This is a genomic window from Pseudomonas sp. stari2, from assembly GCF_040760005.1.
GTDB lineage: Bacteria > Pseudomonadota > Gammaproteobacteria > Pseudomonadales > Pseudomonadaceae > Aquipseudomonas.
This window is the reverse complement of record NZ_CP099760.1, coordinates 2,613,179-2,639,811: the sequence shown is the minus strand read 5'-3', so window position 1 is coordinate 2,639,811 and position 26,633 is coordinate 2,613,179. Positions and strand designations below refer to the sequence as shown.

The following is a 26,633-nucleotide window of genomic DNA, read 5'->3' as shown; positions in this document are numbered from 1 at the left end:
CCTTTGTATTGGTGGAACTCGTATGACCAGGCTTTCTCATCAAGATTTGCGCCGTAACTTCCGTCAGCTGCTGGCTTCCGACACCTGCTATCACACCGCCTCGGTGTTCGATCCGATGTCCGCCCGCATTGCCGCTGACCTGGGTTTTGAAGTAGGGATTCTCGGCGGCTCGGTCGCCTCGTTGCAGGTCCTGGGCGCCCCGGACTTTGCCTTGATCACCCTCAGCGAATTCGCTGAACAAGCCACTCGCATCGGCCGCGTCGCCCAATTGCCGGTGATCGCCGACGCCGACCACGGCTATGGCAACGCGCTCAACGTGATGCGCACCATCGTCGAACTGGAACGCGCCGGCGTTGCCGCCCTGACCATCGAAGATACCCTGCTGCCGGCCCAATTCGGCCGTAAATCCACCGACCTGATCTCGGTCGCTGAAGGCGTGGGCAAGATCCGCGCGGCGCTGGAAGCGCGGGTCGATTCGGAAATGGCGATCATCGCCCGGACCAACGCCGGCATCCTGCCGAACCAGGAAATCATCAGCCGCACCCGCCAATACCAGGCCGCTGGCGCTGACGGTATCTGCATGGTCGGTATCCAGGACTTCGATCAGCTCGAGCAAATCGCCGAACACCTGACCGTCCCGCTGATGCTGGTGACCTACGGCAACCCGGCGCTGCGCGACGACAAACGCCTGGCCGAACTGGGTGTACGCGTGACCATCGACGGCCACGGTGCTTACTTCGCGGCGATCAAGGCGACTTACGACAGCCTGCGCGAACAGCGCCAGATCTTCACCCAGGCTTCGGACCTGAGCGCCACCGAACTGACCCACACCTACACCCAGCCTGAGGAATACATCCTCTGGGCCAAGGAATACATGAGCGTCAAAGAGTAACTTCGCACCTCGCTACAAAGAGGCAGAGCGGCCCGACGCCATTACGAGTCCCACTCGCATGGCGCCCGCCGCGAAACCGCTAGCTGCCGTTACTGCTTCGCCAACTCCATAATCATCCGCGACAACAGATAAATCCGCGGTGCCACGCTCTCCACCTCGGCGTATTCCTCCGGCGTATGAATATTGCCGCCAACTATCCCGAACCCGTCCAGCGTTGGTGTCCCAACCCCGGCCGACAAACTGGCATCCGCCGCCCCGCCGCTGCCTTCTTCAGTTAACTTGCGGCCGATCTCGCCGTAGATCCCTTGAGCCATCGCCATCAAACGATCCGACTCCGCCGTCTGCGGCATCGGTGGCAGGCCGCGTTGCAATGAAGTCTTCACTTCGGTGTCAGGAATCAGCTTGTCCTGCGACACCCGCGCCAGATCCTTCTCGATCCGGTCAAACTCTTCCGGCACCGCCGCCCGCACGTCAGCCTTGGCCGTGGCCTGATCCGGGATCACGTTAGTGCGGTCGCCCGCCTTGAGCACGGTGAAGTTGATGGTGGTTTTCCTGGCTTCGTCGCCGAGCTTGCCCAGTTGCAGGATCTGATGCGCCGCTTCCATCGCCGCGTTGCGCCCCAGTTCCGGCGCGACGCCGGCGTGAGCAGCCTTGCCCTTGACCTCGACCAAAGCGGTGGCGCTGCCCTTGCGCCACACCACCAGCCCATCAGCCGGACGACCCGGTTCGAGGTTGAGGGTCACGTCGTGAAGTTTGGCGGTTTTCTTGATCAGGTCAGTGGCGACGTCCGAACCGGTTTCTTCGCTGGCGTCGAGCAGGAAGGTGATTTGCGCGTAGTCCTTGAAGTCGAGGTTCTTCAGAATTTTCAACGCATAAATGCCGGCGACGATTCCGCCCTTGTCGTCCATCACCCCCGGCCCGTAGGCGCGGCCGTCCTTGATGTGGAACGGGCGCTCGGCGGCAGAACCTTCCTTGAACACCGTGTCCATGTGCGCCATCAGCAGGATTTTCGCCTTGCCGGTGCCTTTGAGCGTTGCGAGCACGTGGTTGGTTTTTTCGGGAGTGTTCGGCACCAACGCAATAGTTGCGCCAAGCTTTTTCAGCTCATCGATGGCGATGTCGCTGACTTGCTTGAGCCCCGGCTCATAGCCGGAACCGGAGTCGATATTGACCAGGCGTTCCAATAATTTCAGGGCTTCGGGTTTGTATTGCTCGGCGTCGGCCAGCACCTGTTTGTGCGATTCGGCGAACGCGCCAGCGGCTGCGAAAGAGAGGGTCAGGCCGAGACCGGCGGCCAGCAGGGAGCGAGGGAAATGGAACGTCATGAATCAATCCTTGTTTCGTGTCGGGTACTCAACCGTACCTGACATCGCTCCAAGGCTCTATCCCGGATGCGACACCCCATCCGTTCAAACCGAATCGAAAACCCCGCGCCGAGGCTTGTCATCGTTGCAGCAGATCACCCGGTTGCGCCCGCTGGCCTTGGCTTCGTAGAGCGCTTCATCGGCATCATTCAGCCAGCGCGTTGCATCGCCGTGAGCCGGATCGAGTGCCGCCAGGCCAATGCTCAGGCTGACTTTCAGCGCCGGGCTCTGTTCGTAGACCAGAAAGGAAAAACGCTCACGCAAGGCTTCCATGGCCTGCGCCGCGTTGAACAGCGGCAAGTCCGGCAGGATCACGCAAAACTCGTCACCGCCGTAGCGCCCCGCCACATCGACCATGCGCAGGTTCTGCTTGAGCATCCTGCTCAACTGACGCAGGACGATATCGCCGGCCACATGGCCATAGGTGTCGTTGATCGCCTTGAAGTGGTCGATGTCGATCAGCGCAATCGCTGCGCCTGTCTGCTGGCGTTTGCAGCGCTGGAATTCGACTTCCAGTTGATCCTTCCAGGCGCCGTGATTGAGCAGACCGGTCAGGCTGTCGGTGCGGCTCAACGCCAGCAATTCACGCTTGTGCAGGCCGAGAGTGTAAGCCTGGCGGAAGCAGATCCAGCCCAGCGCCAGCGGATACAGCATCAACAACGGCAGGCAGGCATAGAGCTGCGCCGGCGAGGTCGCGGGGATGAATGCCGGGGCAAACACCACCAGCCCGACGCCGACGCCAAGCAACTGCGCCGCCGCACCGGCCAGCAGAAAACGCAGGCCGCCGATGGCGACGTTGTTCATCGCCATCATTGAAATGGTCGTGGCACTGGGCAAGGGATTGAAATGCATGGCAGCGACCCAGAAGCCACCGAGAAAGGCGTCGATCAACAGATTGCGGTGTTCGGCATGGTACGGAACCTTCGCCCGTCGGGCCCATTGATAAGCGAGGTGCGACCAGACCAGGCCGTTGAACAGCATCAGCGCCCAGACCCACGCCGGCGGATCGAGCGGGTACATCGCCACGCTCACGCACAAAAGCCCCAGGACCAACCCGAGGGTTCGCGATGTGTAAAGCCTCCTGGCCAGTGAAAGTCCCTTTCCTCCCGTTCTTCCCATAAGGGCCTCGAGTACACCGCAAAAGGATGTGCTCGGAGTCTAACAGGGAGACGTTAAATAGCCATCACCGGTCAGCGGCCGAATACCCCGTCATTTCCAGCACACGGCAGGCAAATGATTGGCTATACATGAAAGGAAGAAAATGGAAAAAAGACTCTAAGAAGGAGGCCCATGCAGACCTATCAAGTGTTGATCATCGGCAGCGGATTTGGCGGCCAGTGCGCGGCGATCAACTTGCTCAAGGCCGGCATCGACGATTTTCGCTTGCTGGAGCGGCGGGACTTTTTCGGCGGCACCTGGTGCCAGAACACCTACCCCGGCGCGGCGGTCGATGTGCCGTCGCCCCTGTATTCACTGTCGTTTGCGCCCTACCCGTGGACACAGATGTTCGCCGGACAGGCCGAACTGCATCGCTACACCGAACACGTCATCGAGCGTTTCGGCCTGCGCGAGCGGGTGGAGCTGCAAGCCAATGTCGAGCGCATCGAATGGGATGAAAACGAAAAACGCTGGGCCGTACACACCGGCGCCAAGGGCACCTATTACGCGCAGTTCGTGATCAATGCCACCGGGCCGCTGAGTCAACCGGTCGTGCCGCCCTTCCCCGGTCGGGATCGCTTTCAAGGCAAGACCTTTCATACAAACAATTGGGATCACAGCTACGACTATCACGGTAAACGCGTAGCGATTGTCGGTAGCGGCGCCAGTGCCGTGCAGGTGATCCCGACTATTGCACCGGCTGTCGCGCGCTTGCACGTCTTTCAGCGCACACCCCATTGGGTATTGCCGCGCCCCGACCGCCAGTTCGGACGATTCCAGCGCTGGCTGCTCGGGCTGAAACCGGCCTGGAAGTTGCTGCGCTGGCTGATCTACTGGCAGTTCGAAACCCGGATCATCGCCTTCAAATATTCGAAACCGGCGATTCACATGGTGCAGAACCAGGCGCTGAAATTTCTCAAACGCCAGGTGACCGATCCTGAACTGCAGCGAAAACTGACACCGGACTTCACCATCGGCTGCAAAAGGGTATTGCTTTCCAACACCTATTACCCGGCTCTGACCAGGCCCAACGTCACGCTGCACAGCCGCGAACAAGGTATCGCCGCGCTCGATGAAACCGGCATCGTCACCACGGATGGCCAGCACATCGATGTCGACCTGATCGTCTGGTCGACCGGTTACGACGCCACCGATGGCGTGATTTCCTATCCGGTCAGCGGAAAAAACGGCGTAAAACTGCGCGATGTCTGGGCGCAGTACCCACGCGCCTACCTCGGCACCAGCCTGCCGGACTTTCCCAACCTGTTTATCGTCACCGGGCCGAACACCGGCATCGGTCACACCTCGGCGCTGTTCATCATCGAATCGCAGATGAACTACATCCTCGACTGCATCCGTACCGTGCAGGCCAAAGGTCTGCGCAGCATCGAAGTTCGCCCCGAAGCAGAACGTACCTACACTCAGATGATTCATCGGGAAATGGAGCGCACGGTCTGGAAAACCGGTGGCTGCCACAGTTGGTATCAAAGCAGGAGCGGTCATGTGATCGCGATGTTTCCCGGCTTCAGTTTCAGCTACCACCGCTTGACCCGGGCGCTGAAACCGGCCGACCACATTCTGTCTTGAACAAGGAAGACCCACGATGCTTTTGCTGTTTGTCGCCCTCGCAGTTTTCGTGGCCTGGAGCTGGTTGAGCTACCCGGCGGTCGGTCACTGGCTCTACGACCTGAGCGCAGCTTTGGAGGCGAAACTGTACCGATTGCACAAGATTGAAGTACCGATCGCCGAAATGACGGTTTCGACCTGGCAAGGCGGGCCTTATGAAGCGTCGAGCAGCATTCTGATGCTGCACGGCTACAGCGCCGAAAAGAACCTGTGGTTGCGCTTCGCCCGGCACTTTGTCGGGCAGTACCGGGTGATCATCCCGGACCTGGCCGGTCACGGCGAAACCGGCTTCAAGGCCGGTGGCGGCTACGACATTCCGGTTCAGGCCAAACGCATGATCCAACTGCTCGACGTCTGCGGCGTCGAGAAGGTCCACGTGATCGGCAACTCCATGGGCGGTTACATCGCCGCGTGGCTGGCGGCGACTTACCCCGATCGCATTGCTTCGGTGGCGCTGATCGACCCGGCCGGCGTCACCGCGCCCGAGGCCAGCGACATGGAGCGTCACCTGGCTCGTGGGCACAATCCGTTTCTGATCAATTCCCGGGAAGAATTCCGACACTTCTATGCGATGACCATGGCCTCGCCGCCGTGGGTGCCCGGCCTGGTGCTCGACGCCATTGCCCAGCGCTACGAGCAACAACGTGACGAACTGGAAGAGATCTTCCGGGACTTTCGCGCAAGTCCGCCGATGGAACCGAAGTTGCCGGACATCAAATGCCCGGCGCTGTTGCTCTGGGGCCGCAAGGACCGGTTGATCGATGTCAGCAGTGTGCCGGTGTGGAGCAAGGGCATCTCCAATCTGCGGGTCGATGTGTGGGACGGCGTCGGTCACATGCCGATGGTCGAGCAGCCGTCGAACACGGCACGTTTGTATCGGGAGTTCCTGGGGGAGAATTCGCGTCAGGACAGGTAAACGGTCAGTCGTTGGCAGAATGAAGTTCGTAGGATTCTTCGTTTGCCCGCGTCAGCGAAGGCTGCGATCTTTTCCTCCATCCTTTACGTGACCGTGCCAGGAATTTTTTTCATGACCGTGCAGCCTTTCGTCAGCCCCGACCTGATCCGCCAACGCTTCTCCAAAGCGATGTCCGACATGTACCGCGAAGAAGTGCCGCTGTATGGCGCCCTGATGGAACTGGTGGAACAGACCAACAGCGAAGTGCTGGCACGCGAGCCGCAGATCGCCAGTCAACTGCACAGCACCGGCGAAATCGAACGGCTGGACATGGAGCGCCATGGCGCGATCCGCGTCGGCACCGCCGCCGAACTGGCCACCCTCGCCCGCCTGTTCGCGGTGATGGGCATGCAACCGGTGGGTTATTACGACCTGACGCCCGCCGGGGTGCCGGTGCATTCCACGGCATTCCGTGCGGTGCATGAAGATGCGCTGCAAGTCAGCCCGTTCCGGGTGTTCACTTCGTTGCTTCGACTGGAGTTGATCGAAGATCCCGAGCTGCGAACCTTCGCGCAATCAGTGCTGGATCAGCGCTCGATCTTCACCCCAACCGCGCTGCGTCTGATCGAGCAGGCCGAATCTGCTGGCGGATTGAACGAATCCGAAGCCGGGGAATTTGTCCTGCAAGCATTGGAGACTTTTCGCTGGCACCACAGCGCTACCGTCACAGCCGCGCAGTACCAGACCCTCAGCGCCCAGCATCGCCTGATCGCCGATGTCGTCGCGTTCAAAGGCCCGCACATCAACCACCTGACACCGCGTACCCTGGACATCGACATCGTTCAGGCGCAGATGCCGCTGCATGGCATCACGCCCAAAGCGGTGATTGAAGGGCCGCCACGCCGGCAGCATCCGATCCTCCTGCGCCAGACCAGTTTCAAGGCGCTGGACGAGCCGATCGCCTTCACTGACCAGACAGAAACCCGCGGCAGCCACAGCGCTCGCTTCGGCGAGATCGAACAACGAGGTGCGGCGCTGACACCCAAGGGCCGGGCGTTGTACGACCGCCTGTTGAATGCCGCCCGAGATGAATTGGGCGATTTCCCCAACGAGGCCAACGCCTCACGCTACAACACGCTGATGACCCGGCATTTCAGCGAATTCCCTGACAGCCTCGAGGGCATGCGCGAGCAGGAATTGGCGTACTTCCGTTATTTCCTGACAGACAAAGCGCTTGCGGCGGGTCGTCCGGCTGATGTTTCGCTGCAAGCGCTGTTACGCGATGGGTACGTGAAAGCCGAGCCTCTGGTGTACGAAGATTTCCTGCCGGTCAGTGCGGCGGGGATTTTTCAGTCGAACCTGGGGGATGCGGCGCAGACGCGCTATGGCGAGCACTCCAATCGTCAGGCGTTCGAACAAGCTTTGGGGCGTTCGACCATCGATGAATTGAGGTTGTATGCCGAAACGCAGCAGCGTTCGATAGAAGAATGCCTCACCGTGCTGACTCGGTAAGGCGACGAAGCGGCGTTTGGCCATACTGCGCAAGAAGTTGCGCAGTTGTACGTAATAAAACACCCCTTAAAACCGCTGCAAGCCACGCCGCTCATGGCCTCCAGCCAAGTGCGCAAGAAGTTGCGCAGTACTGCGCAACTTCTTGCGCACTTTTCGCCTGAAACGCTGCCCTTTTTCGCGAAATCCGATGACTGCCAGCGCCATCCCCCCGGTTTTACGAGGCTTCGAAAATGTTGGCACGCTCCTTGATAACAGTCAGGCACCCACCGGGCGATTTCGCCTCCCGGGCACCCTAACTTTATCCGCAAGGAGAGCATCCCATGGCAACACCAGCGTACATGTCGGTTACCGGCGAAAAACAAGGCCTGATCACTGCCGGCGCCTTCACTGCCGACTCCGTTGGCAACACCTACCAGGAAGGTCACGAAGACCAGGTCATGGTTCAGGCGTTCAGCCACGACGTGATCATCCCGCGTGACCCGCAATCCGGTCAGCCAACCGGTCAGCGCGTTCACAAGCCAGTGATCATCACCAAGGTCTACGACAAGGCTTCGCCTCTGCTGCAAGCCGCTCTGACCTCCGGCGAGCGTATGAGCGAAATCGTTATCCAGTGGTACCGCACTTCGGCTCAAGGTACTCAAGAGCACTACTACACCACCAAACTGGAAGACGCGATCATCGTCGCCATCAACAACAAAATGCACAACTGCCAGGATCCAGGCAACTCGCACTTCACCCACCTGGAAGAAGTGCAGTTCACCTACCGCAAAATCACCTGGACCCACGAAGTATCCGGTACTTCGGGTTCCGATGACTGGCGTGCTCCAGTCGTTTAATTACGGCTGATCGTTTCAAGCATCGGCCAGCTCTGCTGGTCGATGTTGTTTACGCCCTCCAGAATTTCGCGTGCGTTGATCCGCCTGGCGGTCATCGACGAACGCCGCTGTACAGCACGAGGAACAAGGGATGTTCGCGCCGGCCAATGAAACTCACTTTGCCCTGACCATCGAAGGGCTTTCCAACGACGTTCAGGTGTTTACCCTCACCGGTCGGGAAGCCATCAGCCAGCCTTTTGTGTTCGAGGTGGAGCTGGTCAGTGAGCAGCCGTCGCTGGACCTCGAAACCCTGCTGCACAAACCGGCCTTTTTGCAGCTGTCGCCCGACGGCAGCGGCATCCACGGCCTGATTTACCGCGCCGCGCAAGGCGATTCCGGCAAGCGCCTGACGCGCTATTCCGTGACCCTGCGCCCGCAACTGGCGTACCTCGCGCACCGGATCAACCAGCGGATCTTCCAGAACCTCAGCGTGCCGAAGATCATCGGCAAGGTCCTCGAAGAACATGGCATCCAGGGCAACGCCTATGAGTTCCAGACCGGGTCGATCTACCCCGATCGTATCTACTGCGTGCAGTACGACGAATCGGACCTGCATTTCATCCAGCGCCTGTGCGAAGAAGAAGGCATTCACTACCACTTCCAGCACAGCGCCACGGCCCACAAACTGGTGTTCGGCGATGACCAGACGGTGTTCCACAAACTGGCGCCGGTGGCCTATCAGCAGGACTCCGGGATGGTCGCCAGCGACCCGGTGATCAAGCGCTTCGATCTGCGCCTGGAAACCCGCACCAGCCGCACGACCCGCCGCGATTACGACTTCGAAAAACCGCGCATCACCCTCGAAAGCGAAAACCGTGGCGACGCCCTGCCCGACCTCGAGGATTACGATTACCCCGGCCGTTTCGTCGACCGCGAGCGCGGCAAACACCTGGCCAAACGCGCCCTCGAGCGCCATCGCAGCGACTTCCAGCTTGCCGAAGGCAAGAGCGACCAGCCGCTGCTGGTCAGCGGCCATTTCCTCGCGCTGAAAGAACACCCGAAAGCGAAGTGGAACGACCTGTGGCTGCTCACCGAAGTCCACCACGAAGGCAAGCAGCCGCAAGTGCTGGAAGAGTCGGTGACCAGTGACACCACCGCGCTCAAAGACGATTTCCATCAGGGTTACCGCAACCGTTTCCAGGCCACCCCATGGGACGTGCCGAACCGCCCGCCCCTGCACCACCCGAAACCGCGCATCCTCGGCAGCCAGAGCGCCGTGGTCACCGGGCCGAAAGGCCAGGAAATCCACTGCGACGAATACGGACGCGTCAAAGTCCAGTTCCACTGGGACCGTGAAGGCCAGGCCGACGACAAGACCAGCTGCTGGCTGCGCGTCTCCAGCGCCTGGGCCGGCGCCCAGTACGGCGGCATCGCCATCCCGCGCATCGGCATGGAAGTGCTGGTCACCTTCCTCGAAGGTGATCCCGACCAGCCGCTGATCAGCGGCTGCCTGTACCACAAGGAAAACACCGTCCCCTACGCGCTGCCGGCGAACAAGACCCGCACCACCTTCAAGACCCTGAGTTCCATGGGTGGCGGTGGCTTCAACGAACTGCGCATCGAAGACAAGAAAGGCCAGGAACAGATCTTCCTCCACGCCCAGCGCGACTGGGACGAAAACATCGAACACGACCAGAAAATCCGCGTCGGCAACGAACGCCACGACGTCGTGGAAAAGAACAGCTACACGGAATTCAAGGCCGAAGAACACCACACCGTCTACGCAGACCGCAAAGTCGAAGCCCGCGCCAACGACCACCTGACCGTGGGCGTGAACCAGCACATCAAGATCGGCACCGGGCAGTTCATCGACGCCGGCCAGGAAATTCACCTGAGCAGCGGCATGAAAGTGGTGCTGGAGGCTGGCGCTGAGCTGACGTTGGTCGGCGGTGGCAGCTTCATCAAGATCGATGGCAGCGGCGTGACCATGAGCGGGCCGGCGATCAACATCAACTCCGGCGGTGGGCCGGGAAGCGGGACCGGGGCGGCGCCGTTGATGCCTGGCGTGCTGAAACAGGCGGATGCCGACAAGGCTGGCGCCGTACTGACGCCGGCGCAAATCAACACCCTCAAGCGTAATGCGCCGTTCTGCGAAGAGTGTGAAAAATGCAAGGCAGGTGCCTGTGCCATCTAATCGACTGACACCCAAGGATTGGCTGGCACAACAGCCGCTGCAGAAAGACGAACGTCTGTACTTGGTCGTCAGCGCCGCCAGTGATGCCGACGCACTCAAGACCCTCTACCAAAGCGAACCCACCGTCCAGGCCATCCCCGTCTGGGGCGGAACACCCTACGCCACCTGGCAACCGGTGATGCCTTACGTCGCCGAACTCAAGGCCAACTCGGCTTTCCTGCCCTGGATCACCGAAACCGACGCCCTCGACTGGGGCTGGCTGGCGGTCTCCCGCTCGGAGCCCAACGAAGTCTTCGAACACCTGCGCAGCCTGACCCAGGTGAAGATGCCGGACGGGACCGAGGTGTTTTTCCGGTTCTGGGATGGGCGGCATATCTATCCGATTCTTGATGGGTTGGGTGAGAGCGCTGGGGAGGTTCTGCCAGTGTTTGAGCGGTATCTGATCAATGGGCGGAGCCTGGAAGTCGGACCGAGGGTGGTGCCGAAGGCGAGGGATTGGCCGTGGTGGGAGGTGCCGAAGAAGTTGCTGGATCAGTTGGCGAAAGAGGATCACACGACGCTGGTCGGCAACTTGATGCAATGGCTCGAAGAAGCACGCCCGGATCTCTACAGCGCATGGCCCGAGAACAACCTGAAACTGAAAATCACCCGTTTCGTGCGTCGCCCGGATGCTCCGGACAACCTTAAAGAAGCACTGTTAAACCACCTGATTCTGGAGCAAGGCTGATGGATCGCGTTGCCTTTGTTGACAACCAACTGAACACCTTCAAGGACAGTTTGAAGCTGTATCAGGAACAGACCAAAACCTGGTACGCGAGAGCCGCCGACAAGGCCAGTCGGGCAGCCGACCTGCCTTCCCTTTTGGGCATGGAGCGAGTGATCAAGGTTGGCAACACCAGTAAGTCGGTGAGCATGACCGACGGCGACTTCTCTTCGAACGTGGCTCAATGCCCGTTGAAGGGACCGCTGCTGATCGAAAGTAAATTCGAATCGGTTTATGACATTCCCATCGGCGATATCGAAGTCGAGATCGTCGCAATGGAAGGTGGTGCAGTCAGCAAGGTCAAACTCGATCAGCAAGGCAAGGCCAGCTGGACCGGCGGAGTACCCGGCAAATTCTACAAAATCCGTGTTCACAACGAAGTGACACCTGCACAGATCGACGCTCTGTTCAGTTCCTACAGCGGCGTAACAGCAGACCTTGAAGGTTTCCTGCGCAAGGAGTGGGCCGGGTTCAAGCCCCAGTGGTCGAACCTGTCGGCTTCGGGGACTGCGATGGCGATCGGCAACGGCATTCTTGAGGGTGGCTGGGAAGCCATCAAAGGCGTGTGGGATGGCATCAGTCTGGTGCTCGACATTCTGCAAGACCCCAAGAAGTTTGCAAAAGATCTCGGTGCCGGCGTCCAGGACCTGATCAAAGTCGCCGAAAGCTCGCCAGACATCATGAAAAAAGCCATGTTGCTGGCCAGCGACGAAGCCGCTTTGTTCCTGCTGGTACGCAGTGCCGTAATCTGGTTGGCAGGCTTGCCGCCAATGAAAATGGCCGGCGACGTTGCGAAGATGACCACGGCCATTGTCGTCGGCATCGCGATCGATATCGTGATTGGCGTGGTACTGACCATTGCGGCTGAAGGCACAGGGGTTATCTACCTCGCCGCACGACTGAAGAAGTACGGTGAGCTTGTCATCAATGCTGTCACCAGCTTCGTGAAGTCGCTGTTCAAGATCATCAATGGCTTTATGGAGTATGTCGAGAAGTACACCGCTGTTGCGGCGCGTGGGGTGACAGCCAAGGTGAGAAACGGCGTCTCTCAGTTGCGCTTCGACGGGAAAAAGAACGCAAAACTGGGTAAAGGCAAAGTCGGTGACGACGCTTCCAAACAGGCAAAGTCGCCTGCGGAAAAGAGTGCCGAACCCGCCTCGGAAACCTGCACCAACGGATGCCCGGTTTCGATGGTCACCGGTGAAGAGCTGCTGACGCTGACAGATGGCCAACTTGATGGCTTGCTGCCGTTTGAATGGACGCGCCTGTACAGAACCAGCGCCGTGGAAATCGACTGTGGCCTGGGCTACGGCTGGAGTCACGCCCTTGCCCACCGCATCGAAATCGTGGGCGATGAGGTCATCTGGACCGACCACGAAAACCGCTCCACACCGTTCCCGCATCCAAGCGAGCAACGCCCGGCGATCACTAACAGCCTCTCGCGTGCAGCCATTTTCCTCGGCGATGACCCGTCCGAACTGGTACTGGCCCAAGCAGGCAAACGCCCATCGTTCTACCACTTCCGCTTCAACAGCAAAGGCGCAACCCTGATTGCCATCAGCGACAGCTATGGCAATCGCCTGCACGTCACACGAGACATCCACGGGCGCATCAAACGCCTCGACAACGGCGCAGGTCGTGCCCTGCTTTTACGCTACGACCGCAAACATATTGTGGCTGTGGACTATCAGCAGTTTCTGCCGGCGGACAATCTTGAGGATGCCTGGAACACCGTCCAGACGCTGGTCACCTACACCTATGACGCGCAACACCGGTTGATTGAAGCAAAGAACGCCGCGGGGGAAGCCGAGAGTTATCGCTACAACGATCAACACGTGATTCTGGAGCGGCAACTGGCCGGCGGCGCGAGCTTCTTCTGGGAGTGGGAGAACGAAGGCAAACTGGCTCGATGCATCCACCACTGGGCAAACTTCTCGCAGATGGACGCGCGCTACGCCTGGGATGACAAAGGCAGCGTGACCGTTACCAACGCCGATGGCAGCGAAGAGGTTTACACCCACGACGATCAGGCGCGATTGATCAGCAAGATCGATCCGGATGGTGCCGAGCACCTCAAGGCCTATAACGACAAAGGCCAATTGGTCGCAGAAAAAGATCCGCTCGGCGCCGTAATTGAATACCGGTATGACGATGATGGATTGATGACCGCTGTCATCCCTCCTGAAGATGAAGCCACCACGTACGAATACAGCAACGGATTCGTCAGCGATGTTCACCGTGGCAAAGCCAGCTGGAAGTATCAACGCAACAGACAGGGTGATGTCACTCAGCAAATCGACCCGGATGGAAATTCGACGTTCTACAGCTACGACCGTCAAGGACGTCTGCTGGAGATCCGTCACCCGGATGGCAGCCGCCACCAACTGGGCTGGAACAACCTCGGTCAATTGCTTGAGGAACGCCTGCCCGATGGTGGTCAACGCAAATACCGCTACGATGCGTTGGGCCGGCAGATTACTCGGCAAGAGGAATCTGGTGCCATCACCCAATATCAGTGGGATACCGCCAACCGCCTCGCACAAATTATCTTGCCGGGCGGCGCAACGCGCGCGTTTACCTACAACGCCTACGGCAATGTCACTGCCGAACGCGACGAACTCGGCCGCGTCACCCGTTTCGAATACGCCGATAAACTGCACCTTGTCAGCCGTCGCATCAACCCGGATGGCAGCCAGCTGCGTTACCGCTACGACAACTCGCGCCTGTTGCTGACCGAGATCGAAAACGAGCGCGGCGAGCATTACCACCTCGACTACTTCCCGAATGGCCTGATCCAGCAGGAAACCGGCTTCGACGGTCGTCGCACGGCATACGAATACGACCTCAATGGCCAGTTGCTGAAGAAAACCGAATTCGGTGAAGACGGTAGCGAGTTGGTAACTGAGTACCAACGAGACACCGCGGGCCGGTTGCTGGTGAAGACCCTTCCCGACGGCGAAGAAATCCATTACAGCTACGACGCCCTCGGCCGCCTGGTCAACGTCGACGACGGACACTGGCCACTCGCCTACGAATACGACCTGCAAAACCGCCTCGTCACCGAACACCAGGGCTGGGGCACCTTGCGTTATGAGTACGACAGCGTTGGCCAGCTCAAGCACTGTCGCTTACCCGATGGCAGCAAACTCGACTACCGCCACCAACCCGGCGGTATGCTCAGCGGCATCGACCTCAACGGTTCGCGCCTGACGTCTCACCAGTTTAGCGGTGGTCGCGAACAGCAACGGCAGCAAGGCCTGTTGCTCAGCCAATATCAATATGACGAACAGGGCCGCTTGCAGGCCCATAGCGTCAGCCAACGCGAGAAAAACCTGTTCCAGCGCCGCTACAACTACGACGCAAACGGCAACCTCGCCGGCATCGACGACAGCCGCAAAGGCAACCGCAGCTACCACTACGACCCGCTTGATCGCTTGATCAGCGTGCGTGGCGCGATACCGGAAAGCTTCGCCCACGACCCGGCCGGCAACCTGCTCGGCCAGAACAACGAAGGCACAGCCAACCTCGCCAACGTCAAAGGCAACCGCCTGATGATGCAGGGTGATCGCCATTACGACTACGACGCCTTTGGCAACCTGATTCGCGAACGCCGTGGCACCGGGCAGAAGCTCGTCACCGAATACCGCTATGACTGCCAGCATCGACTGATCGGCGCGAGCCTACCGGGTGGCAGCACCGCGTCCTATAAGTACGACGCTTTCGGTCGCCGCATCGAGAAAACCGTCGACGGCCACACAACCGAATTCTTGTGGCAAGGCGAACGCCTTATCGCCGAAAGCGGTGACAACCGCTATCGCACCTACATCTACGAACCCGGCAGCTTCCGCCCGCTGGCAATGCTTGACGGCGAAGGCCCGCGCAAGGCGACGCCGTTCTACTACCAACTCGATCATCTAGGCACGCCGCAGGAACTCACTGACTACAGTGGCGAGATCATGTGGTCGGCGAAGTACCGTGCGTACGGCAACCTCGCTGCACTGGATGTCAGCGAAATCGACAATCCGTTGCGATTCCAGGGTCAGTATTTTGATGCGGAGACAGGGTTACATTACAACCGGCACCGCTACTACAATCCGGGGACTGGACGGTTTTTGACGCCGGATCCGATCAAACTTGCGGGTGGGTTGAACAACTACCAGTACGTGCCTAACCCTACGGGGTGGGTGGATCCGTTGGGTCTGCACTCTAAGCCGGGCCAATGCCCGGATGCTGAACCGCCTAAGAAGTGGACTGAAAAGTCGGTATTTAACAAATACCCTGAAAAAACAGTTATCAAAACCTCTGGGCCAGAAGAACAAGCAGCATTCTTGCAGGAGCACCTTCCTGGCCTACCCAAGGAGCAAGCTCAAATGATTCTTGAAGACTCTTATAAAAAGGGAACCTCAGTAGTCATTGGCGGAAGTAGGGTACGAGGTGACAACTTGCCAGGTAGCGATTTAGATGTTGGTTTCGGCCACCTCAATGCCAACCAAGCTGGCAAGCATGTGAAAGCACTAGAAGGAAAATTTGAGGGCCAAGAGGCTTTCCTTTCTCTTGAGAAAACTCGAATCGTGCCAGGAAACAAAACCGCTAATATTGAAGAAATAAAATCACCAGAAGAATTTTTCCAACGTTCAGGAACTCGATCAGGTCTTGATCCGAAAGCTGGACAAGAGTACAAGCCATCTGGGTCTATTACATTGGAAAAAGATGGAACAATCACTTTACTTCCACCAGGGACAACCCCATGAAATTCACATCAGAAGGTGAGGTAATCAATCCATGTTCTGTCGGATATCGAAGTCTAGGATTTGGCGAATCGACAAACTTACAAACAAAAAATTACGAGTTAACAGCTGAGTTTAACGAATTACCTGTCAGCTTTATAAAATGCGCCAACTCATTTATTGAACAGTGTAAAATTGACGACGCAAAACAAGGCTTCCCAGAAATACCTGAACTTGAAGAGCTGCAATACCCAGACTTTTTAGAACTAGTCAAAAAAAGTCCAAAACAAGCCACTGAGCTAATCAAAAATTACCTATACTTCGATCTATTATTTTCACTATTCCCAAACACCAACAATCTAAAGCTAGTAATAAATAATATAACCAGCATCAGCACAACCACAGCGGGAATAGCAATAACCGGAGAAACCTTCCCTTTCAAGTCATAAACCAAACAAAGGGATAAAATTGAAAGTAAAAAGGGGACAGATTTATTTTCCGCTAAAGACAATAAAAAAAATAAATCTGTCCCCTTTCATTGGAATAATGCAAAATTTTTACGTGATTGGCAAAAAGGATTTCGAACCTGAGATACCAAACAGCCCTGAGTGGCCCAAAATTATTGGATATTGTTACGAGACCAATTCATTCCTTTTCATTGAAGGCAACGGCTATGGATTCAATGGAATTGTCTTACCCGAAGCAATTGCTAGAGAACCACGCGGGGATAGAATATTTGAAATACTCGACGCAAACTGGTTTCTACAACTAATAGACAACAAACCAAGACCAGACAAAGCGCTAATGGAAACCAATATAAAATCAAAAACCGGCATCATTGAAATAATACAGTCATAGAAATCCAAAAGACAGCCAACAATGGGGAGATTTTTTTGAAATCAAAGGGGACAGATTTATCATTCGCGAAAGAAAATAAATCCCCCCTTCTCACGTTCGAGGGAAAAAAATGAAAGCGCAAAAACATATCCCACGAAGTGTATGGCATGGGCTTAACGGGACAAGCTACGACAACATTGCGCAAGAGCTAGAATCCGAAGAATCATCAATAAGAAAATGGATTTCAGTGTATGCCATTTACAAATACTCCTTCACCAACGACCCAAACCAATACTACGATTTCATCCAACAATCAAAAAACTCCCGGTACACTGCTGTAATTTTTACAATCCCGACCGAAACACTTGAAACAAGCGACGGTATAGATGATCGCGATATTACTATCGAAAAAATAGAAGCCATGAACTCCGAGGATGAGATCAACACTCTACTTGAAAAACTCGATATCAACCCAGAGCTTTTCACTACACCATGGCACTGTGAATATCCGCTATAATCATCAAACGGCAACTAAAGGGGACGGATTTATTTTTTCGTTAAAGAAAATAAATCCGTCCCCTTTTCATGAGTGCTGAACAGATATATGAGCTACGGACCGCAATTAGTGACGTGAAATTTGTAAACCCTACTGGTCATCATGGAGGCAAAGGGTCTACAAAAGCACACAATGAAATACTTAAAGTAATTGACAACTCGAAAGATTATGGCGAGTTCCGCCAAGGACTCAATGAATGGGCTGGCAGAAGACTAGACGGTGGCGTTGACTCCCTTCCTTCAGGTCTCAAAAATTAAGGCACAAAAAATGGTAGAAACAAAAACAGTCTCAATCTGGACTGCAAAAACTGGTTGGGAGCCGTCAACACTCCAGGAAATAATGTTGCCGGCATATTCAGAAGATGGAGACTCGCTTGGATGCGAGTTCACAAATGCGTTTTCACTTGGCTTTATAGATAATGATTTTATCGAAGCCGACAAAGTCGAAAACACCAACTCTCTCGAGAGCGCAATTAAAGGCTTTTCTTACGACTCCGATATATCCTCAGACATAAAATCAAAGAATATTCAGCCTACCAATCAAACGATAGACACTCTTATTGCAATATACGACTTCACTTTTCAAGGCAATCCACCAGCCCGCGTAATCCGAGGCAAAGAAATCACTTTCAGAGGCACATTCACATACAAAGAGTAGCGACAAACCTAATCCAAAGGGAATAGATTTATTTTCTTTAGCAAAAATAAATCTTCCCCCTTTTCATATGAAAAACTAAGTACGCACAATGACGAGCAACTTTGAAATTGCACTAAGCAAACACGAGTTCCCAGATTATTTTAGGGGCAAAGGAGAGTATTTCACGAGAGACCCCGACTGGGGAACTCAGCTACATATCAGAAACTGGCAGGATTCGAGCGTATTTTTAAAATCACTGAATAACTCCACAAATGTACTGAAAAACGCATTTAGCTCGTATCTAAGCACTGTAGAACTTACGATAGCCGATGCACACGACCTTCTTGAGAACATCGGCTGCTATTACTACTTAAGAACCAAGCACCCCCATCTTTCGAAGGATGGATTCGATCTGATCCGAGACGCTGACAATAATGAAAAACAAATAGTCTCGGCAACAATGTCCTTTCTCAAAAAATCAGTTGAGACCCACAACATTCCTGAAGAGCTTGAACTCTTCAATCGTCGGATCAAAATACTTATCAACAGTGGAGGCCCAGCAACATCACCAACCTCTAACACAACCAAAGTTAACAAATCTACCTTTCACAGAACTAAATAACTAAAAAGACAGATTCATTTTCCTTTGAAGAAATAAATCGCCTTTTTTTTAACCAACTAAAGCAACTAAAGCACTCAACATGAGCAGACACAAAATCATCCTATCGAATGACTGGATTGCAGAATTTAACAATACAGGCGAGTTCCATATGGGAGCAGAGGGTTGGGGTCTTCTGCTAACAGGTCCCAATCAAAGCCGCATCAATTATTTCAACGACCAAATCGTACTGGTAAACGATGATGAGGGCGTACACGCTAGATCGTGTATTCGCTTATCCGACAATGGCGTGTACGGTTACCTCACCACTGCCGTGGACAGCAGTTGGGTCATCGACTTTTCACGAGGAATGATTGCTCCGCACCGGATCAGCATCCAGCAGCGCCACGATGGTTATGATGAGAGTGTATCAGTTCACGAGCAACCCGCATTCAAACGGACGAGGCAGTATATTAGCGTTAGTGGTAAACACATTTACCTGACCTTCCCCCTTACCCGCGACGAAGACTTTCCGAAAATCTGGGAAGAGTATTTATCGATTCGACGACGGCAGATCGACGAGCTCTACTTTCGTAACTGAGTTCACCAACGAGGCCTATAACCAGAGGAAACTTATTTATTTTTCTAATCCAAAGGGGACAGATCTATTTTTTTCTTATTTTTGCTGATTAAAATTGAAAATACATCTTTCCCCTTTTGTCCAATCGATCTTCCCATGCAGCCAAATACTCGATATCGGATGGTATCCAGAATTCAGCACACGCGGTTCCTTTGTAATCTCTCTAATCCGCAATCAAGACTCGCAAAATCCTACTCATTGTGAAAAATCCAAAAACTGAGCAGAGCTGAAAATCGCGCTAGAGAACATATTAAAAAACCTGGAAAGCTAGAATCGACAAACGCTTCCGACACATGAAGCAAACCAAATGACTAAAGCGACATCACCACTATCCCCCCTCAATCACCCCCTCCAAAACCTCATACTTAACCACCACCCGATTCCCATACAACCGCTCCCTCTCCACCAACGCCCCCAGCTGCCCCTTCTCCCTCACCTCCCGCCAAATCTCATTCTCCCGATACACCCTCTCCCCCTCCCGCACAAACCGATGCCCGACCTCAAACACGTGATACCGAAACTCCCGCTCCCGATCACACAACAATTCCCCCTCCAGTTGCGTCTCCCCCACCTTCAACTTCAACTGAAAGCTGCGATCCGTCGGGTTGTGCAGTACCAGGTCGATGTAGTTGTAGAAGATCGCCGCGCCGGAGCCGAACGGCAGGACGCGGCCGTCGTCCGGGAAAGGGTCGAAGCTGTGGTTGGCGCGTTCGATGACGACCAGGGGTGAATGAATGGCCATCCAGTGGATGAGGTTGCTGAGTTGGCAGATGCCGCCGCCGATGCCGGTGCGGGCCTGGCCGAAGGACAGTTCCATGCCTTCGACGTAGCCGCGTTGGCGGGTCGGGCGGCCGACGAGGCGGCAGAAGGAGAAATATTCGCCGGGGGCGATGGTGACGCCGTCGATGGCGGCGACGGCGAGTTTGAGGTTGATGACTTTGTTGTGTTGCAGCGCCAGGTCGGAGTCGCCGAGTTTGCGGATCAGTTTTGAGGTGTGTTTGAGATAGCGATACGGCAAGCGCTCAGGCGTCGCGGCAGGTTGTGCGTAGCGTTTGCTCGAGCAGTGCCAGGCGATGTGGCGGAACAGTCTTTTTTGCCACACGCGCAGCCGGTAGAGGGCCGGGTGGTAGAGGGAAAGTGGTTTCATCCGGGGCGAACGGCGCGGGCCGTTGTCTTCCTTGATCTGAAAAGAGCGGCGCATCTTACCGTGGAATATCGCCGTGTGCGCTGCTCGCGCTGGCGTCGCAAGCCGTTACAAGTCGACCGACGCCGAGCGTTTCGAAATTAAGTTTGAACTAAGGTTGCGTCCCTACCATCCGGGCCACGAAGCAGCGGGTGCGAGCGTTGATTGCCGCACACAAAGCCATTCCATTCAATGTGAGCCTGGATCATGAGAGAGTTTGATTTCCCCTCGGCACAACAGCCCGCGTTCAGTCTTGTATTGGTCAATTACAAAACCCCGGAAATAACCCGGATGTGCCTGGAGTTTCTCCAGGAATACGTCAAGGAACAGCAGATTCCGGTGTGGGTGGTGGACAACGATTCTGCCGACGAAAGCCTGGCTTACTTGCGCTCTCTGGACTGGATCAACTTGATCGAGCGCCCTTCCCCTTGCAAAGAAGCCGGGCATATCGCTCACGGCAAGGCACTCGATCTGGCACTTGAAAAGGTTGAAACCGATTACCTGTTTTTACTGCACACCGATACTTTCGTTTTCGACAGCACTGTCTTTTCAATGATGATGAAAGAGTGCATGCAATCTTTGGATACAGCAGCAGTCGGTTGTGTAGAACAGCTTGACCGGGGTGTTTTAAGAGACACCTGGCGCTTGTCTTCGCGTTATTTCAAACACTATTTCCGGCGGGCGAAACTGCAGTTGGGCCTGCGCTCCCGGGAACCCAAACCCTACCGGGAAACCCACCTGAAAAGCTTCTGCACCTTGTGGAATGCACGGTTGATCAAGGCTCATGGTCTGCATTTTTCGATGGACGACCGGGTCCCGGGATACACGCTGCAGGATCGATTAAGCAGCCTTGGCTACGGCATCAGATTCCTTTCGCCGCGGACGATCTTCCGCTACCTGGATCACATCCAGGCCGGCACCGTGGCGGCTGCCGGTGGCTACGCGAAAAACCACCGCCGCACCACCATGTACCAGCAAACACTCAAGCGTATTCAGATGCAGCAAGGCATGCGGCCGGCGAAATCCTGAAGACAATAAAAAGGGCGACTTCACAGTCGCCCTTCTTTTATCCAAATTCTTTAGTCCTCTCTCCGGAGGAGGTGTCCGCCCAGTGTAATGGCCTGGCAATCCATGCACCGGTAAAGAGCCCTGACACTGGGCGAACGGGAAGGATTTTAATGGAAGTTGGCGGATATGTCGTGCTAATTGAAAATGAATTTTATGTACTAAAACGTTAACGAATATTGATCATCGATATTTCCCGACAAACTTTCAGAATTCTCTCACTCAAAAATTTCATATGACTGTTCTCATACAACTATTTGTACAAGAACAGTCAATCTGTAGAGTTAATACTCAGCTTTCATGTTCACTGGTCACTTTTAATACATCGGTGTAAGTGACCACGACACTCTGTCCGACTTTCAGATCTTTCAGCTTGGCTTGGATTTCAGGCTTCTCGACGTTGAGGGTTTTCGATTGGCCCGAAGGGTTTTCCAGGGTGACCTGGTTTTTCTTCAAATCAATTTTGGTGATTTTCAGTTGTACCTGGATCTGGCGGAATGCCTCGCCGCCAGGGTTGCTGCTGCCCACGGCGTTGCGCAGCTCGCCGGTACGCTCGGTGGAGCCAGGCAGACCTTTATCCACGTCGGTGTCCAGGAAAGCCGCCACGGAACGGGTGACTTGAATGTCGACCTTGTCGCCAACCTTGAGGTTGGCGAGGTTTTTCGCCTTGTCGCTGAGCTGAACATGCACCTGGCGACCTTCTTCGCCTTCAAGGACAACCTGATGATTGGCCGGATCAACCGCCAGTACTTTGGTGGTGACCTGATCTTTCTCGACCGTCGCCGACAACGGAATATCGGCAGCGAATGCCGTGGAAGCGGACAGGACAGTGGCAAGTGCGATGGCGTGCGTCAGTGCTTGGAGCTTCATAAGCGGTACTTTCCCTGTGATGAATGGCAGCACACGGCGTATTCAGCGCCGTGCGTGCCAAGGAGCATAGACGCTGATCCACCGTCGCTCCCGCACAGGGGTGAATCAGTACCCGGTCATCTCCAGATAACCGCGCCCGCCCTGACTGCCGCTCAACTGCACCGGCCCTTCCCAGTAAGGGATGCGCAGCCCCATCCAGGCATTGGGGTTGATTGCATCGAGGGTGATCTGCAGATTCTTTTCCGGAATCCCGATCGACCAGCGCACCGGCATCGAGCGGCCAGCAACCTTCGCGGTGTCCTGCGGGGTCAGTTTGATCTGGTCGGCGTGCAGCGTTTCGGTCTGGCCATCGGCGTCAATCCAGGTGCCGGTGAGGTACGGCGCGCCCTCCTTCTGGCGCATGCGGTAGAGCATGACGTGCGCGCCGTCGTCCAGATGCAGGGAGAACCAGTCCCAACCCGTCTGATTAGCGGTCAGCGGCTGGCTGCTCCACTCGCGGTCGAGCCAGGCCGGGCCGTTGACGGTGTAGGTCTGACCATCGATTTCCAGGGTGCCGCTGGCCAGGAAAAACGGCTGGCTGTAGTAATAGGACGCCTGGCCCTGTTCGGATTTCTGACTGAAGCCGTGATCGCCTTGCAGCACCAGCGGGCGGCTGGAGGTCAGGCGCAGTTGGTAGCTGAAGTTTTTGTCCTTTGCGCTGAGCTGCATGTCCCCCAGCGGATCGCTCGCCTGACTGACGAAACGCCAGTCATCGATCCACGCCTCGAACGGTACCGCACGCACCCCGGCCTGCCCGACGCCGCCACGGGCATAACGTTCGGCGGCGTGATGGACGCTGGCCGACGTCACCGCCGCATGGCCGAGCCAGATCGTTTGATTGGCCCAGCCCGGTTGCTCCGGCGAGGGGTTCAACGCGCTGCGAAACAGTGTCCATTGCACGCCGAAATCATTGCCTTGGGCATCCTTGAGATTGGCGGTCACGTACCACCACTCGATGCGAAAACCGTCATGGACACCGTGATCCGTCGGAAAGCTGAACACCCGCCCCGGCACCACCGGTGTGAAGGCCTGCGCCTGAGCGCCCATCCCGGCGAAGCCTTTCTGCTCTGGTGCCGGGTTGTCGCAGCCACTGAGCAACAGCGCCAGAAACACCACAACGAACCTAATCCTCATGGGCAAACGTCCTCAGCAGATCCGCCGGTTGCGTGCGGTACAGCGAATACAGCGGCCACGCCGAAGCCAGCAATGTCGCCAGCAGCGCCAGCCCCATTAGTTGCAGCAATTGCCACGGAAATATCCGCAACGGCAGGCGCCAGCCGAAAGCCTGTACGTTGATCACCGCATCCAGGCACCACGCCAGCCCGATGCCCAACGGCAAGGCCAGCAACAGTGTCAGCACCGCCAGCAGCCAGGTCTGACCGAGATTGAGCAGCATCAACTGCCGGCGCGTAACGCCCAATGCCCACAGCGGCGCCAGTTGGCCGAGACGGCTCTGGCTCTGGGTCAGCAGACTGATGAACAACGCCACACCGGCGACCGCCAGCGTCAGGCTGTTGAGCGCAGCCGTCGCTGCAAAGGTCCGCTCAAAAACCTGCACCGACCAGCCCTTGAGCCGCGCCTGATCGACGATGCGGCTGTCATCGAGCTGAAAGCGTGCCTGCAAGGCGCTGAGCAATGCCGGAATCTTTGCCGGTTCGATCCGCAGGTTGAAACGGTTTGGCGTCAATTGCGGCCAGCTGCGTAACAGGTGATTGCTGTTGACCAGCACATGGCCCTTGGGATTGCCGTAGTCGGCGTAGATCCCGACGATGCGCGGCGACCACGACAGGCCCGGCGTCGGAATCGTCAGGTGATCCCCCGGCCGCACCTTGAGCCGGCGTGCGAGTTGCTCGCTGAGCATCACCGCGTCGTCCGTGGCCAGCAAAGCCCACGGGGCGTTGCCTCGGGCTTCGAGCAGCGGCCAGTGCTGGCGATAGTGCGGATGGTCGATGATGCCGAACACCTCCGTCGGCCAGCCTTGCAGCGTCACCGACACCTGCCAGTTGGGCAGGATCGCCGTGACACTCGGCTGTTGCTTGAGCCAGCTGTACAGCTCGCGGGCCTGGGCCGGATTACTCGGATTCAGATAGAGCTCGGCGGTGAGCCGTTGTTCGAGCCAGTCGTTGAAGGTCTGGCGAAAACCGGCGGTCATGCTGCCGGCGCCGATGTTGGCAGCCATCGCCAGCAGCAACGCCATCAAGGCCAGACTCAGTGCCGGCAGTTGCTGTCGGCAGTCGGCGAGAAACCACTGCCCCAGCACCGAACGACGGCGCCCAAGCAAGCCGTTCAACAGCGCACTGAGTACCACCGGCAGCGCCAGCGCGGCGCCGAGCAACAACCCGGCCATCAACACAAATCCGCTGGCGAGACTGTCGCCCAACACCAGCGCAATCAACGCAATCGCCGCAAACACCCCAGCCACCCAACCCTGCCGGCGCAACCAGCGCGCATGCTGTTCATGCCAGGCTTGCGGATCAGCCACCGCCAGCAACGGCAGACGCGCCGCCCGCAGCAGACTGTTGGCCCCGGCCAGCAATGCGCCGAGCAGGCTCAAGCCGATACCGCTGAACCACCACCAGGGGCTCAAACGCAACTGCCCCGCCACTTCCGCGCCGTACAACCCGCGCAGACTGGCGGCGACATCCGGCAGCAGCACACTGGCCAGCCAGTAGCCGCTGACGACACCGAACAGTCCGCCGATCAGCGCCAGCGCTCCGAGTTCGACGATCAGGCAAGTGATCAACATTCGCGCACTGACACCGCAGGCGCACAACGTGCGCAGCAACCCGCGACGCTGTTCCAGTGCGAGGCCAATGGCGGCATGCACGATGAACAGGCCGACGACAAACGAAAGAAACCCAAGCGCATCGAGGTTGAGGTGAAAGCTTTCGGTCAGCCGCGTCAGATTGTTTTCTTCGCCGCTGCTCTTGAGCTGCAACTGGCCTTTGAGCGCGGCCGGTACGTCGGCGTGAAAATCCTTGGGCAACAGCAGGCGCGACAGTTGATCGGGTTGTTCGAGCAAGCGCTGGGCAACGCCGATATCCACCAGCAGCACGCCGGGCGCCATGTCTTTTTGCGCCCGCAGCGGCGGCAACGTCTGGCCGGTTTCGGTTTGCGGTGTCGCACCCTCGGTCAGATTCAACGCTTGCAAGGTGTCGGGGGAAATCCAGGTGCTGCCCGGCTGGCTGAAGAATTCGACGATACGCTCGATCGGCATCGCCTGCCCCGCCACCGCGCTGTCGGCCGGCAGCGACACCGGCTCAATGCCCATCAATTGCAGGCGTTGGGACTCATGGCCTTTGAGGATCAAACGCCCTTGCAACACTGGCGAAACCGGCCAGCCTTGCCGGCGCAAATCGACAAACCACTGCTGGGAAAACGTCGCGCCATTCGGCGTGCTCAGGCTGGCCTGGGGTTCGCCGCCGATCATCTGGCTGGCTCGCGCGTAACTGTCCCGCGCCTGACTGTTGAGCGCCTCGACACCGGTCAGCAGGCTGGTGGCCAGCCACAACCCGGTGAGCACGCTGAAGAACTGCACCGGGTGTCGTCGCCAGTGACTGAGCAAGGCGATCAGTGTTTGCCGGAAAACCCTCACGTCAGTCGACCATTGGACAACACCACCCGCTCCGCCAGTCGCGCGGCCACGCGTTGGCTGTGAGTGACCATCAGCAAGGTGGTCGGCGTGTCGTCGAGCAATTCCAGCAACAGCCGCAGCACCTCGTTGCTGGTCGCTTCGTCGAGGCTGCCGGTGGGTTCGTCGGCCAGCAATAATTTGGGCCGCGACGCCAACGCCCGACCGAGCGCGACTCGTTGTTGCTGGCCACCGGAGAGTTGTTCGGGATAGCGCTTTAGCAGATCGCCCAGCCCCAGACGCTGCACCAGATGGTTCTGCCAACGTGGGTCATGGCGCCCGGCCAATCGCGCCTGAAACGCCAGGTTGTCTTCGATGCGCAGGCTGCCGATCAGGTTGTATTGCTGAAACACCAGACCGATTTCCGTGCGCCGCCAGTTGGCCAGTTGCGCTTCGCTCATTTCGTCGAGTCGATATTCGCCGCTGCGGATGCTGCCGCTGTCGACTTTATCCAGGCCGGCGATCAGGTGCAGCAGTGTGCTTTTGCCGCTGCCCGACTCGCCCATCAGCGCCAGGCTGCTGCCGGGGTTGAGCGTCAGGTCGATGCCCTGCAACACGGGCAACGGGCCTTGCGGAGTGAGATAGCTCTTGAAGACGTTTAGAACCTGCAGCATGTCGCCATCCGATCGATC

21 protein-coding genes are annotated in these 26,633 nt (G+C 56.9%); 14 read left to right on the top strand and 7 right to left on the bottom strand.

Annotated features, from left to right (window positions below):
- The first annotated feature begins 22 nt into the window (after positions 1 to 22).
- Positions 23 to 892 (top strand): oxaloacetate decarboxylase, encoded by an 870-nt coding sequence (locus NH234_RS12045; RefSeq protein WP_096822909.1) that lies wholly within the window; start codon positions 23 to 25, stop codon positions 890 to 892.
- A gap of 89 nt (positions 893 to 981) precedes the next feature.
- On the opposite strand, the gene NH234_RS12040 is transcribed toward NH234_RS12045, so the two are convergent.
- Both NH234_RS12040 and NH234_RS12035 read right to left on the bottom strand, forming a co-directional pair.
- Complete coding sequence (locus tag NH234_RS12040) at positions 982 to 2,217, bottom strand: M20/M25/M40 family metallo-hydrolase (protein ID WP_367256658.1); 1,236 nt, start codon at positions 2,215 to 2,217, stop codon at positions 982 to 984.
- Positions 2,218 to 2,301: 84 nt separating this feature from the next.
- Entirely contained in the window at positions 2,302 to 3,375 is a 1,074-nt protein-coding gene (locus tag NH234_RS12035) for a diguanylate cyclase (protein ID WP_367256656.1), read from the bottom strand.
- A 171-nt stretch (positions 3,376 to 3,546) separates the two neighbouring features.
- On the opposite strand from NH234_RS12035, the gene NH234_RS12030 reads away from it, so the two are divergent.
- From NH234_RS12030 to NH234_RS11975, 12 genes are all read left to right on the top strand, one after another.
- Positions 3,547 to 5,001 carry an NAD(P)/FAD-dependent oxidoreductase gene (locus NH234_RS12030; protein ID WP_085733180.1) on the top strand — a complete coding sequence of 485 codons (1,455 nt, stop codon included), beginning with the start codon at positions 3,547 to 3,549 and terminating at the stop codon, positions 4,999 to 5,001.
- Positions 5,002 to 5,017: 16 nt separating this feature from the next.
- Complete coding sequence (locus tag NH234_RS12025) at positions 5,018 to 5,956, top strand: alpha/beta fold hydrolase (protein WP_085733181.1); 939 nt, start codon at positions 5,018 to 5,020, stop codon at positions 5,954 to 5,956.
- 111 nt (positions 5,957 to 6,067) lie between these two features.
- Positions 6,068 to 7,447 (top strand): VOC family protein, encoded by a 1,380-nt coding sequence (locus tag NH234_RS12020; RefSeq protein WP_367256654.1) that lies wholly within the window; start codon positions 6,068 to 6,070, stop codon positions 7,445 to 7,447.
- A 320-nt stretch (positions 7,448 to 7,767) separates the two neighbouring features.
- On the top strand, positions 7,768 to 8,283 hold the full coding sequence (locus NH234_RS12015) for an Hcp family type VI secretion system effector (RefSeq protein WP_003226246.1): 516 nt from the start codon (positions 7,768 to 7,770) through the stop codon (positions 8,281 to 8,283).
- Between the two features lie 130 nt (positions 8,284 to 8,413).
- A complete protein-coding gene (gene tssI / locus NH234_RS12010; RefSeq protein WP_367256652.1) occupies positions 8,414 to 10,456 on the top strand; it encodes a type VI secretion system tip protein TssI/VgrG in 2,043 nt (680 codons plus the stop codon).
- Positions 10,446 to 11,183: a DUF4123 domain-containing protein gene (locus NH234_RS12005; protein WP_367256650.1), complete on the top strand. Its 738-nt coding sequence runs from the start codon at positions 10,446 to 10,448 to the stop codon at positions 11,181 to 11,183. The genes tssI and NH234_RS12005 overlap by 11 nt, the downstream gene beginning before the upstream one ends.
- The gene (locus tag NH234_RS12000) at positions 11,183 to 15,970 is read left to right on the top strand and encodes an RHS repeat-associated core domain-containing protein (RefSeq protein WP_367256648.1); all 4,788 of its coding nucleotides are present in this window, start codon (positions 11,183 to 11,185) and stop codon (positions 15,968 to 15,970) included. Before NH234_RS12005 ends, NH234_RS12000 begins: the two co-directional genes overlap by 1 nt.
- Complete coding sequence (locus tag NH234_RS11995) at positions 15,967 to 16,395, top strand: hypothetical protein (protein ID WP_367256646.1); 429 nt, start codon at positions 15,967 to 15,969, stop codon at positions 16,393 to 16,395. The genes NH234_RS12000 and NH234_RS11995 overlap by 4 nt, the downstream gene beginning before the upstream one ends.
- A gap of 518 nt (positions 16,396 to 16,913) precedes the next feature.
- The gene (locus NH234_RS11990) at positions 16,914 to 17,300 is read left to right on the top strand and encodes a hypothetical protein (protein ID WP_085733187.1); all 387 of its coding nucleotides are present in this window, start codon (positions 16,914 to 16,916) and stop codon (positions 17,298 to 17,300) included.
- A gap of 258 nt (positions 17,301 to 17,558) precedes the next feature.
- Complete coding sequence (locus NH234_RS11985) at positions 17,559 to 17,996, top strand: immunity 22 family protein (protein WP_256579663.1); 438 nt, start codon at positions 17,559 to 17,561, stop codon at positions 17,994 to 17,996.
- Between the two features lie 88 nt (positions 17,997 to 18,084).
- The gene (locus NH234_RS11980) at positions 18,085 to 18,597 is read left to right on the top strand and encodes a hypothetical protein (protein WP_367256643.1); all 513 of its coding nucleotides are present in this window, start codon (positions 18,085 to 18,087) and stop codon (positions 18,595 to 18,597) included.
- Positions 18,598 to 18,676: 79 nt separating this feature from the next.
- The gene (locus NH234_RS11975; protein ID WP_085733191.1) at positions 18,677 to 19,174 is read left to right on the top strand and encodes a hypothetical protein; all 498 of its coding nucleotides are present in this window, start codon (positions 18,677 to 18,679) and stop codon (positions 19,172 to 19,174) included.
- 367 nt (positions 19,175 to 19,541) lie between these two features.
- On the opposite strand, the gene NH234_RS11970 is transcribed toward NH234_RS11975, so the two are convergent.
- Entirely contained in the window at positions 19,542 to 20,360 is an 819-nt protein-coding gene (locus NH234_RS11970) for a VanW family protein (RefSeq protein ID WP_367257162.1), read from the bottom strand.
- 243 nt (positions 20,361 to 20,603) lie between these two features.
- On the opposite strand from NH234_RS11970, the gene NH234_RS11965 reads away from it, so the two are divergent.
- Entirely contained in the window at positions 20,604 to 21,425 is an 822-nt protein-coding gene (locus NH234_RS11965; protein WP_085733193.1) for a glycosyltransferase, read from the top strand.
- Positions 21,426 to 21,752: 327 nt separating this feature from the next.
- Here NH234_RS11965 and NH234_RS11960 read toward each other — a convergent pair whose 3' ends face one another.
- The 4 genes from NH234_RS11960 to NH234_RS11945 all read right to left on the bottom strand — a co-directional run bounded on the left by NH234_RS11960 (position 21,753) and on the right by NH234_RS11945 (position 26,615).
- Positions 21,753 to 22,331: a hypothetical protein gene (locus NH234_RS11960; RefSeq protein ID WP_085733194.1), complete on the bottom strand. Its 579-nt coding sequence runs from the start codon at positions 22,329 to 22,331 to the stop codon at positions 21,753 to 21,755.
- Between the two features lie 105 nt (positions 22,332 to 22,436).
- The gene (locus NH234_RS11955) at positions 22,437 to 23,504 is read right to left on the bottom strand and encodes a lipocalin-like domain-containing protein (protein WP_367256640.1); all 1,068 of its coding nucleotides are present in this window, start codon (positions 23,502 to 23,504) and stop codon (positions 22,437 to 22,439) included.
- On the bottom strand, positions 23,494 to 25,965 hold the full coding sequence (locus NH234_RS11950) for an FtsX-like permease family protein (protein ID WP_367256638.1): 2,472 nt from the start codon (positions 25,963 to 25,965) through the stop codon (positions 23,494 to 23,496). Before NH234_RS11950 ends, NH234_RS11955 begins: the two co-directional genes overlap by 11 nt.
- A complete protein-coding gene (locus NH234_RS11945; protein ID WP_085733197.1) occupies positions 25,962 to 26,615 on the bottom strand; it encodes an ABC transporter ATP-binding protein in 654 nt (217 codons plus the stop codon). The genes NH234_RS11950 and NH234_RS11945 overlap by 4 nt, the downstream gene beginning before the upstream one ends.
- Positions 26,616 to 26,633: the final 18 nt, after the last annotated feature.